The 14,452-nt window shown below is 66.2% G+C and carries 12 protein-coding genes; 8 read left to right on the plus strand and 4 right to left on the minus strand.

Annotation, left to right across the window (positions count from 1 at the left end):
* Window positions 1-98: 98 nt before the first annotated feature.
* From AABA51_RS09510 to AABA51_RS09520, 3 genes are all read right to left on the minus strand, one after another.
* Window positions 99-1,616 carry a glucan biosynthesis protein gene (locus AABA51_RS09510; protein WP_338271518.1) on the minus strand — a complete coding sequence of 506 codons (1,518 nt, stop codon included), beginning with the start codon at window positions 1,614-1,616 and terminating at the stop codon, window positions 99-101.
* Window positions 1,613-3,184 carry a glucans biosynthesis glucosyltransferase MdoH gene (gene mdoH, locus AABA51_RS09515; RefSeq protein WP_338271519.1) on the minus strand — a complete coding sequence of 524 codons (1,572 nt, stop codon included), beginning with the start codon at window positions 3,182-3,184 and terminating at the stop codon, window positions 1,613-1,615. Before mdoH ends, AABA51_RS09510 begins: the two co-directional genes overlap by 4 nt.
* Window positions 3,185-3,282: 98 nt before the next feature.
* Window positions 3,283-3,834, minus strand: a complete 552-nt coding sequence (locus tag AABA51_RS09520) for a cytochrome b (RefSeq protein WP_338271520.1) — start codon at window positions 3,832-3,834, stop codon at window positions 3,283-3,285.
* Window positions 3,835-3,936: 102 nt separating this feature from the next.
* On the opposite strand from AABA51_RS09520, the gene AABA51_RS09525 reads away from it, so the two are divergent.
* The 5 genes from AABA51_RS09525 (at window position 3,937) to AABA51_RS09545 (ending at window position 8,536) form a co-directional block, all read left to right on the plus strand.
* Window positions 3,937-4,671 carry a CDP-alcohol phosphatidyltransferase family protein gene (locus AABA51_RS09525; RefSeq protein WP_338271522.1) on the plus strand — a complete coding sequence of 245 codons (735 nt, stop codon included), beginning with the start codon at window positions 3,937-3,939 and terminating at the stop codon, window positions 4,669-4,671.
* Window positions 4,647-6,311 (plus strand): sulfatase-like hydrolase/transferase, encoded by a 1,665-nt coding sequence (locus tag AABA51_RS09530; protein ID WP_338271523.1) that lies wholly within the window; start codon window positions 4,647-4,649, stop codon window positions 6,309-6,311. The genes AABA51_RS09525 and AABA51_RS09530 overlap by 25 nt, the downstream gene beginning before the upstream one ends.
* Window positions 6,312-6,314: 3 nt before the next feature.
* Window positions 6,315-7,259 carry a lysylphosphatidylglycerol synthase transmembrane domain-containing protein gene (locus AABA51_RS09535; RefSeq protein WP_338271524.1) on the plus strand — a complete coding sequence of 315 codons (945 nt, stop codon included), beginning with the start codon at window positions 6,315-6,317 and terminating at the stop codon, window positions 7,257-7,259.
* Between the two features lie 510 nt (window positions 7,260-7,769).
* Entirely contained in the window at window positions 7,770-8,129 is a 360-nt protein-coding gene (locus AABA51_RS09540; RefSeq protein ID WP_338271526.1) for a TfoX/Sxy family protein, read from the plus strand.
* A gap of 239 nt (window positions 8,130-8,368) precedes the next feature.
* On the plus strand, window positions 8,369-8,536 hold the full coding sequence (locus AABA51_RS09545) for a hypothetical protein (RefSeq protein WP_338271527.1): 168 nt from the start codon (window positions 8,369-8,371) through the stop codon (window positions 8,534-8,536).
* A 73-nt stretch (window positions 8,537-8,609) separates the two neighbouring features.
* Here the strand turns inward: AABA51_RS09545 and AABA51_RS09550 are convergent, their stop codons facing one another.
* Window positions 8,610-9,236 carry a response regulator transcription factor gene (locus tag AABA51_RS09550; RefSeq protein ID WP_338271528.1) on the minus strand — a complete coding sequence of 209 codons (627 nt, stop codon included), beginning with the start codon at window positions 9,234-9,236 and terminating at the stop codon, window positions 8,610-8,612.
* A gap of 283 nt (window positions 9,237-9,519) precedes the next feature.
* Here AABA51_RS09550 and AABA51_RS09555 point away from each other — a divergent pair, with 283 nt between their 5' ends.
* From AABA51_RS09555 to AABA51_RS09565, 3 genes are all read left to right on the plus strand, one after another.
* Entirely contained in the window at window positions 9,520-10,002 is a 483-nt protein-coding gene (locus tag AABA51_RS09555; protein ID WP_338271529.1) for an oxidoreductase, read from the plus strand.
* A 4-nt stretch (window positions 10,003-10,006) separates the two neighbouring features.
* The gene (locus tag AABA51_RS09560) at window positions 10,007-12,673 is read left to right on the plus strand and encodes a hybrid sensor histidine kinase/response regulator (protein WP_338271530.1); all 2,667 of its coding nucleotides are present in this window, start codon (window positions 10,007-10,009) and stop codon (window positions 12,671-12,673) included.
* 184 nt (window positions 12,674-12,857) lie between these two features.
* Window positions 12,858-14,387, plus strand: coding sequence for a site-specific integrase (locus AABA51_RS09565; RefSeq protein ID WP_338271531.1), 1,530 nt, complete (start codon window positions 12,858-12,860; stop codon window positions 14,385-14,387).
* The last annotated feature ends 65 nt before the right edge of the window (window positions 14,388-14,452 follow it).

The following is a 14,452-nucleotide window of genomic DNA, read 5'->3' on the forward strand; positions in this document are numbered from 1 at the left end:
ACTCCGGGGGAATGGCCAAAGGCCATGGGGGGCAGAGCCCCCCATCTTAAAAACAACGGGCAGAGCCCCCCGCTCAAAAACAACGGGCAGAGCCCCGCTCAGACGCCGCCGTCGCGCGCCCGGGTCCAGCGGTAGAGCCAGACCGGCGTGGCGGGCGCACCGCCCGCATCGCGCAGGACAAGGCGCAGGTCGCAGCTATCGGCGGCCCCGGGCGTCAGGAGAAAGGTGACGCGCGTCCCCCGCCCCTCGGGCAGGGCAAAGACGCTTGCGCCCGACACCTCGCCCGGGGTCGCCGAGAGATCGGCCACGAGCGCCTCGGGGGGGCCTGCGAAATCCACGACGAAACGGCGCGTGCCGGGGCGGTCATGTTCGCGGCCGCTGCGGCTTTGGCGGAGCGGCATCAGCGCGTCGGCCCCCGGATCGCGGCGGGTCCATGTCAGGCGATAGGCGAAGCGGTGTTCGCTGCCTGCGGCAAGCGGGACCTCGGGTCGCCAGAAGGCGACGATATTGTCCATGAATTCGTCGCCCGTGGGAATTTCGACGAGGATCACCGCCCCCCTGCCCCAATCCTCCTGCGGTTCGACCGTGGCGGAGGGGCGGTCGTGGTAGCGCGCCTCGCTGTCCTCGAAATCCTCGAAGGCGCGGGGCGTCTGCCAGAGGCCAAAGGCGCGCGGCCCGTCATCTTGCAGGGCGCTGGTTTCGACGCGGGCGGGGTTGGCGATGGGACGCCAGAGCGTTTCGCCCGCACCGTTGCGCACCATCAGCACGTCGCTGTCATGGACGCGGGGGCGGAAATCATCGGAGACGGCGGCGCGCATCGGCCCCTTGAGATACATGGAGGTGAGCGGCGCCACGCCGATATCGGCGATCTCGCGCCGGGGCAGGATCGTGACGGCCATGTCCATCACCGTATCCGCGCCCGGGCGCAGGATCATGTCGACATGGCCCGCGAGCGAGGGGCTGTCGATCACCGCCTCGAGCCGGATCGTGCCTGCCACGGGCGGATGGAGGCGCAGGTGGGTGAAGCGGGGGAATTCCTCGGGGACGGGGCCGCCGGTGCCCAGCGCCACGGCACGGGCCGACAGCCCATAGGCCATGGCGCGGCCAATGGCGCGGAAATAGCTGGCACCCTGCACCACCAGGACCTCGTCCAGCACATCGGGCGCGTTCAGCGGATGGCGCAGGCGCAGGCCGGAAAAGCCCGCGCCGGGCGCGGTGTCGGGGATCGTGTCGAAATAGCGTTCGTGGAAATCGAAGAGATCGGGGGTCAGGTCGATGCTGCGGAACCCGGTATCCGACGGCAGGTCGATGGACACGGGATCGGGAAAGAAAAGCCCGGGGGGCAGCAGGTCGACGGCGTAATCCGCGCCGAGCGGCAACATCGCGGCGCGCCCCGCCACGGGGCGGATCGCGCGGTAGCTGTCATAGGTGAGCCCGGCAAAGGGCGGCGGCAGATCGCCGGTCGGCGCGACATAGGCCTGGGCGGCCAGCGCCCGCGCGGCCTCGATCAGGGTCTGGCCGGGGGCTAGGGCGGGGGTCTGGGCCGACAGGCGCAGGCCGGGGGTGAGCGCTGCGGCGGCAAGCGCCCCCCCCAGAAGATCGCGGCGGCGCATCATGCCCCCGCATCCAGCGCGCGCAAGAGGATCGGGGCCGCAAGCAAAGGGGCCGCGATGGGCAGGAGCCAGACGAGGCCCGCGACCGGGCCGGTCGAGACCGCGAGCAGGACAAGCCCGAGACCCGCAGCGAGTTCGGGCAGGCCCCTGGGCAGGGCGCGCGCGGGGCGGTCCGATTTCCATCCGCAATCGCGCCTCATCAGCACGGAGGCCACCGCGCCCGTCTGGCGGATCATCACGAGGGGGGCGATCAGCGTCGACAGGAGCAATTCGGCGGCAGAGGCGCGCAGGATGACCCTGCGCCGCGCGGGCCTGCGGGCGCGGATCACGAGCGCGCCCATCGCGCAGAGCTTGGGCAGGATCAGCACCAAAGCGATCAGAAGGAAGGGCAAGGCGCCCTGCACGCTGACCGCGCCGGACGCGATCATCCCCACGAGCGCAAGCCAGATCGGGGCCGCCAGATAGCCCATGATGCCGGAGGCGAAATGCAGGCGGCTGAGGGGGGCCAGGCCAGGTTCGGCCAGAAGGCGCAGGTGTTGCAGGTTGCCCTGGCACCAACGGCGGTCGCGCTTGTGGAATTCGGCGAGCGTCTGGGGGCCATCCTCGGCGCTGCCCCGGGTGTCGGGATCGAGCACGACCGCCCAGCCCGCGCGGCGGATCCAGGCGGCTTCGACGAAATCATGGCTCAGCGGTGCACCGCCGAAGGGCGCGGGGCCGGACAGGATCGGCAGATCGCAGGCCGCGCGGAAGGCCGCGACGCGCATGATCGCGTTATGGCCCCAGTAATTGCCGGTCCTGCCCGCCCAGGCCGCCATGCCGCGCCCGAAATTGGGCGCAAGCAGCCGGACCGACAGGCGCTGGTAGCGGCCGAAGCGGCTTTTGCCCGGAACAAGGGTCATGCCGGCCTGAACAAGGCCCAGGCGCGGCTGGGTCTCGATCCGGTGGATGAGGGCGCGCAGGCGGTGGGCGCTCATCTTGCTGTCGGCGTCGAGCACGGCCATGTAGGCGAAATCCGCGCCATGGGCGGCCAGCCAATCGGCGATATTGCCGGGTTTGCGGCCGGTGTTGGCGGGGCGGCGGCGGTAGTGCAGCGCGCGCGCCGCGCGCAGATCGGCAAGGGCTGTTTCCTCGGCCAGGATGCGCTCCGCCCCCGATGTGTCGGACAGGACGAAGATCGCCACGCTCTGCGCGAGCCCGAGCCGGTCGAGACCGCGGCGCAGATCGGCCAGGGCGGTGGCGACCTTGTCGGCGGGTTCACCGCAAAGCGTGAGCAAGATGGCGGTCCTGCCCTGTGGCTGCCAGCCCTCGGGCGGGGCCGCTGTCGGGGCGCGCGGTTGCACGAGGCCCAGGATCGCCGTTGCCGCGCCCCCCGAGATCCAGAGCGCGCTGAGCGTGACGAGGATCATGGCCGCGACGGATGCGGGGGTCCAGTCGGCGATGGCCAGCGCCACGGCTGTGGCGATGCCCCCGGCCATCCCCGCCGTCAGCGCCACGAAGGCCCGGAAGTGCCAGTTCCGCCCCATGGGGCGCGGTCCGATGAACGGTCCGATATGGCTTTCGGCGAGGGACATGATGGGGGTCGGCCTTTCGTGCTGAAGGTGGAGGAAGCAGGCGCGATCAGCGCTGCGCCGCGGCATCTACACCGCCCGCAAGGCTTTGCAAGGGCGCCCTAGCGAAGCCCGCCGCCAAAGGGGGGCCAGATGCGCGAAAACACGCCATCGCGCTTCACGATGCCGTGATGACAGGCGGCGGCGACATGCAGGCAGATCAGGGCGGCGAGTGTCAGGCTCGCCCCGTAATGGATCATCTTGGCCAGTTCGGCCAAGGCGTCGGAGCGCGGCACGAGGCCCGGCAGGCCCAGCGCATCGAGGCTTTCGATCGGGAAACCGCCCGCCCGCACGCGGACATAGCCCGCGACGGGCACGAGGATCAGCAGGACATACAGCGCGAGGTGGCTGGCACCGGCGGCGCGCGCCTGAACCGGCGACAGGCTTGCAGGCAAGGGCGGCGGGCTGTTGCGCAGGCGGACCAGAAGGCGCAGCACCACCAGAAGGATGAGCAGAACGCCGATGTTCTTGTGGAAAATGAACAGGCTGTTCTGGAGCGCGCGGTCGAGGCCCGGCTGGACCATGACAAGCCCCGCCGGGATGGTCGCAAGCACCAGGCCCGCCATGGTCCAGTGGAGCAGGCGGGCGGGCGCGGAATATCGGCGGCTCGACATCGACAGGGCCCCTTTCCCGACATCGAGCTAGAGCGAGGCAGGGGCGGTTCAAGCAATGTGACAGGCGCTTGACAGTCCATGCGGCGCGCTAGACTCGGAGCCATGAGCGATATCGACCCCGCCCTGCCACCCTTTGCCCGGGCCCTGCTGCCCGATCTGCACCGCAGCTTTCTGCGGGCGGCTGCGGGCGGTGTCGTGCTGGTGCTGGCGGCGGGGATCGCGCTGGTGGGCGGGCACCCCGCGCTCTGGTTCGCGCTGGCGGGATATGGGGTCGGCGTGGCGCTGAGCCTTGTGCTGATGCGGCGGGGCTATCCGCATGGGCGGCTTGGGCTGTGCAACCGCGTGACGCTGGCGCGGTTGGCGCTGACGGCGGCCTTGCTCGCCCCCTTGGCGGGGGACGTGGCCGTGGCATGGGCGGTGCCGGTGGTCGCTCTTTTGGCGCTGTCGCTGGACGGGCTGGATGGATGGCTGGCGCGGCGGGAGGGGTTGAGTTCCGGCTTCGGGGCGAGGTTCGACATGGAAGTCGACAGCGCGCTGGCCCTGATCCTTGCGCTCAACGCCATGGCGGCGGGAAGCGCGGGCGCGATCGTGCTGCTGATCGGCGTGCCGCGCTATGCCTTTGCCGCGGCGGGGCTGGCGGCGCCCTGGCTGGACGGGCCGCTGCCCGAAAGGTTCAGTCGCAAGGCCGTCTGCGTCGCGCAGATCGCCACCTTGATCGCGCTGCAACTGCCGCCGGTCACCCCGGAATTCGGCAATCCGCTGGTCGCGGTCGTGGCGCTGATGCTGGCCTGGTCCTTTGGCAAGGACATCTTGTGGCTGCGCAGGGCGCGCGCGTGATCCCGCCCCGGCTGCGCCCTGCCCTGCGTCTGGTGCTGGCGGCGCTTGTGCTGCACCTGGTGCTGATCCAGCCCAACCATCCGGCGGCGATGACATGGGGCGCGCTGGTCCTGTTTCCGCTGGAATTGCCGGTGATCGTGCTGGGGCTGATGGCCATCGGGCCGGGGCGCTGGGGGCGCGCCTTGCGCGCGCTGCTGGTCGCGGCGCTGGTCGTGATCGCAACGCTGAAGGCTGCCGATTTCGCGATGTTCACGGCGCTGGCGCGCGGGTTCAACCCGGTGGCGGACATGGCGCTGGTCGAGGCGGGATTGCGGCTGTTGACGGGGGCCATCGGCTTGGCCGCGACGGTTCTGGCCGGTATCGCGGCGCTTGTCGCGGTGGGGCTCGTCGCGTGGCTGTTGTGGTGGGCGAGCGGGGTCTGGGCCGGGGTGGCGGTCGCAAGGCCCGCCCTGCGCGGGGGATTGGCCGCGATGGGCATTCTGGCCGCAGGGGTCGCCAGCGCCGAGATCGGGGCCGCGATGGGGCGCTGGTCCCTGCCCTTCGATCCGCCGGGCGCGGCCTTTACCGCGCGGGTCGGGGTGGAACGCTGGCAGAGCGGGCGCGCCACGCTGGCCGATCTGCGCGCCTTCGAGGCGGCGGCGGCGCAAGACCCCTGGGCCGGGACCGGGCGGCGGCTCGATCTGATCGACCGGGACGTGATTGTCGTTTTCGTGGAAAGCTATGGGCGCACGAGCCTTGATACGCCGTTCTTTGCCGGGCTGCATCGCGCCACGCTGGAGGCGGGCGAGGCCGATCTGGCGGCGCGGGGGCTGGCCATGGCGTCGGGGCTTGTCGCCTCGCCCACGCGGGGCGGGCAAAGCTGGCTGGCGCATGCCACGCTGGCCAACGGGCTTTGGATCGATGGGCAGACGCGATACGGGGCGGCGCTGGCATCGGGGCGGCAGACGCTGTTCCACCTGGCGCGGGATGCGGGGTTTCACACCGCCGCCGTGATGCCGCAGATCACGCTCGACTGGCCCGAAAGCGCGGTGATGGGGTTCGAGACGGTGCTGGCGGCGGCCGATCTTGGCTATGGGGGGCGCAATTTCAACTGGGTGACGATGCCCGACCAGTTCACCTATGCCGCCATGGACCGCCTGCTCGGCGACAGCCGCGAGGACGCGCGGCACCTGTTCGTGCAGGTGGCGACAGGCTCGTCCCATGCGCCCTGGGTCCCGGTGCCCGAAATGGTGGATTGGGACGAGATCGGGGATGGGCGCATCTTTGACGAGATGGCGGCGGCGGGCGATCCGCCGGACGTGGTCTGGCGCGACCGGGACCGGGTCAGGGCGCAATACCGGCTGGCGGTCGATTATGCGCTGCAAGCGGTGCTGGGCTATGCCGCGCGCCATGCCGAGGACCCGCCGTTGATGATCGTGCTGGGGGATCACCAGGCGGCGGGCTTCGTCGCGCTGGACGAGCGCCCCGATGTGCCGATCCATGTCATAGGCCCTGCGCATCTGGTGGCGCGGGCGGCCGAATGGGGCCTGTCGCCGGGATTGCTGCCGCAAGATGACCTGCAGGTGATCCCCATGGACCGGTTGCGGGACCTGATCCTCGGGGCCTTCAGCAGCGTCGGTCCCGAGGCGGCGGATAGCTGAGCGATGGCGGGCACGCATCCCTTGGGCAAGGGCCTGATCCGCGTGATGCAGGGGGGCGTGGCGGCGGGTCTTTTGGTGTGGCTTTGGCACGCCGCCGACGGGGCTGAGGCGATGCGGCGTCTGGCCGGGGCGCAGGCGGGCTGGCTTTTGGCGGCGCTTGCAGCGCTGAGTGCGCAGATCGTGCTGTCGGCGCTGCGCTGGCGGCTGACGGCGGCCCGGCTGGGGATCGCCATCGACGGGGCGACGGCGGTTCGGGAATATTACCTGTCGCAGATCGTCAACCAGGCCCTGCCGGGGGGCGTTCTGGGGGATGCGGGCCGCGCGGTCAGGGCACGGGCGCAGGCGGGGCTTTTGGCCTCGGGTCAGGCGGTGGTGTTCGAGCGGCTGGCCGGGCAGATCGCCATCTTTGCGCTGTTGGCGGTGGCTTTTGGCGCGACGCTGGCGGTGCCGGGCGGCCTGGACTGGCCGGATTGGGCGATCTGGCCGGTGGCGGCGCTGATCGGCACAGGGCTTGGCCTGCCGCTGATCCTGTGGGGGGCTGCGCGGATCGTGCGGGGGCGGATGGGCCGGATGCTGACGCGGCTTGGGGACGGGCTGCACCTGTGTCTTTTCGCGCGCGAGGTGCGGGGACGGCAGGCGCTGCTCAGCATCGGGACGGCACTGGCCAATGTGGCGGGCTTTGCCTTTTGCGCGGAGGCGGTGGGGGCGCCCATCCCCGTGGCCGCGGCGCTGGCGCTGGTGCCGGTCATCCTGTGCGCCATGGTGGTGCCGCTGACGATCGGGGGATGGGGTCTGCGCGAGGGGGCGGCGGCGGCGTTCTTGCCGCTTGCGGGACTGAGCCCGGCGGAGGCCATGGCCGCGAGCATCGCCTTTGGCCTCGTGTTCCTGGCCGCGAGCCTGCCCGGTCTTTTGGTCGTGGTGGGCGGGGGGCTGCGCCGCGCGGCGTGACCGAGCCGGGCCTGTGGCAGAATCACCGTGCCGGGGGCGATTTGTGCGAAGGGCGCTTGCAACCCGATCTTGCCGCCGTCCTGACTGCCCGAAATTGAGGCAACGGGCAAAAGCGGCGGCTGGGCCCATGTTGCGCGCTTGGTCGGAGGTCACATCGGGCGCAATGTGGACCCATCGGTCGTGGGATGTTTCTCCTCCCTTCCTTACCATCCCGGTCGGTCGATGTGAAAACCCTGCTGGCGGCCCGCCTCCTCGTCTCTCTTCCACATGGTCGGGTCGCCAGCTTTTTACCCCGTTCAAATCGCAGGTGGATGCCCGAACCGCGCCGCAATGCCGGACCGGAATTGCCATGCTCTGCCCGCAGGCTCGAAGCGTCTTGCGGCACGAGAAAGGGCAAGGACCATGGAACATCCCCCCACCCCCGCACAAGCGCCCGCGCCTGCACCGACAGGAGACAGGCCCGCGCCGGTGCGCTATGACGATTGGGCGAGCATCTGAGCGGATTCCTGCATGACCGAGCCAGACCCCGGCCCCGAGGGAGCGGACCCCGTCACGGTGATCCGCAACATCGGCCCGGCGCAGGCCGAGCAAATGGCGCGCGCGGGCATCACGAGCGCCGGGGCGCTGCGCAAGATGGGGGCCGATGCCGCCTATCGCGCCATGCTGCGGACCGGGACCGAGCCGCATTTCATCGCCTATTACGTGCTGCACATGGCCCTGCAGGGGCGACCGTGGAACGATTGCAAGGGCGCGGAGAAAGCCGCGCTGCGCGCCAAGTTCGACGCGCTGAAGGCGGAGATCGCGGGCGCGTCGGGGGATGCGGGGATCGAACGCCTGCTGGACCAGATCGGCACGGGCCTGCGCCGCTGACCCCGCGCGGGCATCAGGCATTTGCCTGCGGCTGCGGGGCGACAGGCTTTCGAGGGGCAAAGGGGCGGGTCATTCCGGCGGAGACGAGCGAGCTTTTGCCGAAAGGCCAGGATCGGAGGCGCAAGGACCCGGTGGGCGCGAGATTCGCGCTTGACGAAAGGGGGCGCTTGGGATCAATCGCGCGCCATCCTGCCGCAGCGGCGGGATCGAGCAGACCGACCTCAACCAGGCACACCCCCATGACCCCCAATTCGACCAACACACAATTCGGCACGATGCAGCCCGGCCAACAGCAAGGCCAGACCGGCACGGCAGCGCCCCAGCAGACCGGGCAACACGGCATGCCCGCGCAAATGCAGCAATCCGGCCAGGCGCCCAAGCAGATCACCGACTGGGCCAGCATCTGAGATCATGAAACGGAAAGGGGCGGGATGATGCCCATCCCGCCCCTTGCCGCATCAAGTGCGTATGTGCCGCCGGTCAGAGCAGCGCGCGTTCCCGGCTGATCATCACCGCATGGGCCCGGTTGCGGGCATCGAGCTTGCGGCAGATGGCGCGCATGTGCATTTTCACCGAGACCTCGCTGATCGCCATGTCGCGCGCGATTTCCTTGTTGGTCAGACCCTCGGCCGCGCGGCTCAGCACGAAATGTTCCTTTTCGGTCAGCGGCGCGTCGGATTGCGTCTGCGAGCGGCTGTCGCTGTCTTGCATGGGCACGAAGACCTGCCCGGAGGCGATGAGCTGGATCACGCTCAACAGCGATTGCAGCGGCATGGTCTTGGGGATCAGGCCGCGCACGCCGAATTCGAGGGCGCTGTTGAGGAAATGCCGATCCACCTGGCCGGTGAAGAGCACGACACGCGCCGGAGCGGCCTTGTCCACGACCTGCTTCACGCTGGTCAATCCGTTCATACCGGGCATCTTGAGATCCAAGAGGACCACGTCGAACCCGCCGCCCGCCAGCGCCGCGAGCGTCGCCTCGTAGCTTTCGGCGGTCGCCACGCCATAGCCGGCCGAGGTCTTCAACAGGTTGGCAACAGCTTCCCCGAGCAAACGATGATCGTCACCGATCAAGACGTTGAGGCTGTCATCCGAACTCTGCGACATAAGAGACATGTTCATATTCCATCGCTATTGTTCTGGCACCGCAAAGGCTTCTTCGAGACATCTTGTGCGCCCGGTGATACACCAATGACAGCAATCGCATACCTGCGCATCGACACCATAGATCACACTAAAGAGTTTGAACACACAATCGATCGTTTGAGCCCTTCCTGTGCCTTCAAGAAATCCTTCGTATCGAAATACAATATTTATTATCTTTCGATGGAAGAAAAAAACATTCTGGACCGTCTAATACCCGATTACTCACAACGACTGGAGCACTAGCATGATTCGACGCGAATTCATCACCTTGGCCGGAGCTACGGCGGGTCTTGCCATGGTTTCCCTGCCCCTTCGCGCCGAGACCATATTGCTGACAGTGTCGGGCGCTGTCGAGGGGGGTATGCAAACCTATGATGATGCTGCCCTTCTTGCCCTGCCGCAGATCGAGTTCGAGACGGAAACCATCTGGACCGAGGGGGTGCAGCGGTTCTCCGGACCCTCGCTGGCTGCCGTGCTGGAGGCCGCCGGGGCCGGTCCGGGCGATCTGACGCTGCGGGCGATCAACGATTACACCGTGGACATGCCGCGTGCCGTGGTGGAAGCGGGTGCGCCCATCGTCGCCAACCGGATCGGCGGCGAGCCTTTCAGCCGCCGCGACAAGGGCCCGCTCTGGATCGTCTTTCCCTATGATGCCGATCCGCGGTTCCGTTCGGAAAGCGTCTATGCCTACAGCGTCTGGCAATTGACCGACATTACCGTCGGCTGATCGCGTGGCCGAGCACCCGCCACGGCAGCGCGACGACGCGGCAGGGCCAAAGCGGCCGCGCCGTGACCGCGCCCGGCTTGGCGGGGCCGTGCTCTTGGGGCTGTTGTTCCTGTCGAGCCTTGCGCTGATCTTCAGCGCGGCGAATTTCGATCGCCGCCTGAACCAGGTGCGCGATGCCGATACCGACAACCAGGGCTGGATCGTTTCGCAGCTGGAGGTGGATCATCTTTCGCTGGTGATCGCGGTGGAGGATGCGTTGGGCAGCGCGCAGGCCGGGGGCGGGCAGGTTTCGCCCGAGGCCTGGGATCAGCTGCAGCGCGAATTCGATGTCTTCTACAGCCGGATCGGCGTCTTTTTCGCGGCGATGCAGCGGGCCGGTCTGCCCGAGGCTTTCGCCGTCGATCTGTCCGAGCTGCGCGGTGTCCGGGACAGGCTGACGGCGCGCATCGACAGCCTGGGGCCGGACGATATCGCGGGGCTGGACGCCTTTGCCGAACATCTGCGCTCCAAGCAGCCGCTGGTGCGGCGGCTGGTGACCCATGGATTGCAGGTTTTCGTCGACGAGGCGCAGAGCGCGCGCGAACGGGAACGCGAGATCTGGCTGTTCTTCCTGATCGAAACGCTGGTGCTTTTGTCGCTGGTCCTGATCGCTGCGGTCTTTGCCGTCCGGCTGAGCCGGGCGTTGCAGCAGCGCACCATGCAGGCCGAGCGCGCGGCCTCGACCATCACCAAGGCCTACGAGGCCTCGCTCAGCGCGGTGGTCGTGACCGATTTCGACGGGCGGGTGATCCTGTGCAACAAGGCCGCGGAGACCATGTTCCGCCTGCCCATGGCCGAAATCAGCGGCAGCGACGTGCGCAAGCTGGCGCCGCCCCGGCTGGTCCGGTCTCTGGCTGCGACCTTTGACCGGATGCGCGCGCTGCAGGCGGAAAACAAGCCTTGCGATGTGTCGCGGCGGACGCTGGCCCTGCGCTCTGACGGACAGGTGTTTCCCGTCGAACTGGCGCTGACGACGGATACCGACGCCGACGGGCAACCGATCGCGATCGCCTTCATTCGCGACATCTCGGCCCAGGTGAAGGCCGAGAACGCGTTGCGCGGGGCGTTGAGCGAGGCGCGGCGCGCGGCGGCGGCCAAGAGCATGTTCCTGGCCACCATGAGCCACGAGATGCGGACCCCGCTGCACGGGTTGATCGCGGCGCTCGACCTGATCGACAGGGGCGCGCTTGGTGCGGCGGATGCGGCCTTGTTCGACACGGCGCGCGATTGCAGCCAACGCGCGCTGGCGCTGGTCAATGACGTGTTGCAATTCACCCGCGCCAGCGCGATGCGCGAGCCGCAAGTGGCCTTTTCGCCCGCCCGCATCGCACAGGAGGTGGTCAGCGAATTGAGCCCCTTTGCGCGGGAAAACGGCAACGAGATCGTGTTGCGCGTCACCGGTCCCGGCGCACAGGAGCGCGTGCTGGGCTATCCGGCGGCCTTTTCGCGCTCGCTCTACAACCTTGTGGGCAATGCGGTGAAATTCACCGGCTCGGGCGAGATCGAGGTGGCGCTGTCCTTTTCCAACCCGGAGCCCGAGGGGCCGTTGCACCTGTCGGTGTCGGTGACGGACGAGGGCCCCGGCATTGCCGCCGCGGACCGCGAGCGGATTTTCGAGCTGTTCGAGACATCGGCCGATCATCTGCCCCATCACACCTTGGCCACGGGGTTGAACGGAACGGGTCTTGGCCTGCCGATCACGCGGTTGGCGGTGGAGCGGATGGGCGGTCAGATCCGGCTGGACAGCGAACTCGGCAAGGGCAGCCGGTTCTGGTTCGACATCACCCTGCCCCGCGCCAAGGGCAGTGTCGCGGTCGACCTGCCCGTGCCAAGCCGCGCCGCGCCGATCCCGACAGGCGTCGTCTGGGATGTGTTGGTGGTCGATGACAACGAGGTCAACCTGACGCTGATGCGCGAGATGGTGCAGCGGCTGGGCCATCGCGTCACGCTGGCCCATGACGGCCGGCAAGCAGTCGAGCTTGCGCGCGCGCGCCGTTTCGACGTGATCTTGATGGATATCAACATGCCGGTGATGGACGGGCGCTCTGCCTCGCTGGCCATAAGGCAGGACGGGCTGTGCCGGGAGGCGGTGATCATCGCGGTCAGCGCCCTGATCGAGGCCGAGGAACCCGAGGCGCTGCGATCGTGCGGGATCGACCGCGCGCTGGTCAAACCGGTCCGGTTGGAGGTTCTGGCGACAAACCTGTGGGAGGTGGCCCAATCGCTGGGGCAGACCGCAGGCGAGCCGCCCGCCCGGCGCGATGGCGAAAGCTCCAAGGCGGCACCGGCAGGAAAGGGCGACGCGGGTCTCGATTTCGACGCCTTGGCGCAGATGGTGGGCCGGGACACGGCCATCGGCCTGTTGCACGCGACCCTGAACGATGCGCGCGACGCGTTGCGCAGCGCGCGGGCGCAGGCCCAGGACACGGGCCAGCTGGCCCATCGCGCCCTTGGGGCTGCGGCCGTTGTGGGCCTCGAGGATCTTGCCGCGACGCTGCGCGAGGTCGAATATGCGGCGCAGGCCGGAGATCGGGACAGCCTAGTCGAGCTGGCCGATATCCTTGACGAGATCCTCGCGAGCGTCGACGCGGAGATCACGGCGATCCCCCAAATGGTGAACAGCGCCACCTGAGGGTTCAGGCCATCGCGTCGGACAGCATCTCGCGCAGGCGCAGGATCGCGGCAAACTCTATGACCTGCAAAACCTCAATGTAGCCGCGTCATACTAAACGTGCTAAATTCCATAGACCATATAGTGCATTCTATTCAAAATCGCCTGTGAATACAGCTGCACAAAGCCGGATAGATCATTGATAATGCACAAAAATATTCACAAAAATGATATCATTTCTAATGAGCCCTACCGCATCGAAGAAATAGTACCAGAGAATATACTAGGTCGTGCGAAGGCGTGCCATTTTGCGAACCAGGCGGCAATAGCAGATCTACGTATTCGCAATGAGCCGCATTTTTATGCTCTACAAATAGGACGACATATAGGCGTGCACAGACCGAACGCGAGACGATGCAACTGGATTGCACGGATCCTAACTCAAGAAAAGAAATATATCCAAAAATGCCTTGGGCCAGCGATCGATCTAGGAAACGGAAAGCTAGACTACCCCACGGCTCTCCATAGAGCATTCCAATGGTTTTCGGATCCCTCTATCGAAAAAATAGCGTTAGCCCCCCGCACTGCTGACCGAACTAGTGAAATAAGTATTTGCCCTACAGGCAGTGTCTATACCGTTGGACACGCCCTAAGGGACTATACGCAATGGACAGAGATCGCCCGCTCGCCTGGAGGCCACTATAACAACCTCACACTAATCAATCATCATCTCATACAGAGTTTTTCAAATATCCCTCTGGAAGACTTCTGCGCCACACACTTGACCCAGCTTGCCAGACAAGTCTTGCGAACACCACCGCGTTTTGGGTTCATGGCGTATGCTGATGCAGAAGATCGCCAACTTAGCGCGGATGAAATACGACGGCGCAAGCGCACATTCAATTCTCTTGTCTCAATTCTACGAATGGCCTTCGAGCACGCCTGGGACAATGCAGCCATTGAGTCTGAGCGCCCGTGGCGTTGCTTAAAAAGAATTCCTGTCGTTCACAGTCCAAGGACAACATTCCTAAGCAGATCCGAGTGCCAACGACTACTTAGCACCTGCACACCAGCACTCAAAAAACTAGTAATGGCTGCGCTATATACTGGTTGTCGCGTTGGAGAGCTTGGCGCTTTGCGAGTGGAAGATATTGCAAAGGACGTTTTTGGTATTCGTGTTGGAGCATTTAAACGCAGCCCTGCTCGATTTGTATTTTTGCCTGATGAGGGCATGGCATTTTTCTTAAGCTTATGTGAGGGAAAATCGGCGCGTGACTACATTTTGCATTCGGACATGGGCAAAGTCTGGAAAAAGCAACACACGGCACTTTTTCGCCGAGCTGTAGCAAACGCAGGTTTACCAAAGGATTTTGTGTTTCATGGTTTACGGCACACTTACGCTAGTGACCTTGTTGCATCGGGTGTGCCACTAGATATAGTAGCCAAGCAGCTTGGACACGCAAATACAATTACTGTAAGTAATACCTATGGCCATCTAGTTGAAAAATTTCGAGAAGATCAGATTCGCACACGATTTACGCTCTTGAGTGAGCATTGGCGCGCTGAGGCTGACCGCCGTCGAGGAGCGCTCGATGTGGTCTCGAGAGCTACACAGCCACAAGATTGGCGTTCGTATGCCGCGGTATCTATCACGAGCTCCAACCCGCGAAAGTCGTACTCACGAACTCATGCGGATGTGCTTAAGATCTTTGGCGCTGCAGAGGCTAAGAAATAACACAGCCACCATGCGGACCCGAACGTTACGTGACAATATTTCTGAAGCAAAGAATTAGAATTCGT

Source organism: Roseicyclus marinus, assembly GCF_036322625.1.
Taxonomy (GTDB): Bacteria; Pseudomonadota; Alphaproteobacteria; order Rhodobacterales; family Rhodobacteraceae; genus Roseicyclus; species Roseicyclus marinus_A.

Bases quoted from the DNA above. Each gene is read 5' to 3' on its own strand.
- AABA51_RS09520 (WP_338271520.1), bottom strand. From the start codon at position 3,834: ATGTCGAGCCGCCGATATTCCGCGCCCGCCCGCCTGCTCCACTGGACC.
- AABA51_RS09535 (WP_338271524.1), top strand. From the start codon at position 6,315: ATGGCGGGCACGCATCCCTTGGGCAAGGGCCTGATCCGCGTGATGCAG.
- AABA51_RS09510 (WP_338271518.1), bottom strand. From the start codon at position 1,616: ATGATGCGCCGCCGCGATCTTCTGGGGGGGGCGCTTGCCGCCGCAGCG.
- AABA51_RS09525 (WP_338271522.1), top strand. From the start codon at position 3,937: ATGAGCGATATCGACCCCGCCCTGCCACCCTTTGCCCGGGCCCTGCTG.
- AABA51_RS09545 (WP_338271527.1), top strand. From the start codon at position 8,369: ATGACCCCCAATTCGACCAACACACAATTCGGCACGATGCAGCCCGGC.
- AABA51_RS09565 (WP_338271531.1), top strand. From the start codon at position 12,858: ATGCACAAAAATATTCACAAAAATGATATCATTTCTAATGAGCCCTAC.
- AABA51_RS09550 (WP_338271528.1), bottom strand. From the start codon at position 9,236: ATGTCGCAGAGTTCGGATGACAGCCTCAACGTCTTGATCGGTGACGAT.
- AABA51_RS09555 (WP_338271529.1), top strand. From the start codon at position 9,520: ATGATTCGACGCGAATTCATCACCTTGGCCGGAGCTACGGCGGGTCTT.
- AABA51_RS09540 (WP_338271526.1), top strand. From the start codon at position 7,770: ATGACCGAGCCAGACCCCGGCCCCGAGGGAGCGGACCCCGTCACGGTG.
- mdoH (WP_338271519.1), bottom strand. From the start codon at position 3,184: ATGTCCCTCGCCGAAAGCCATATCGGACCGTTCATCGGACCGCGCCCC.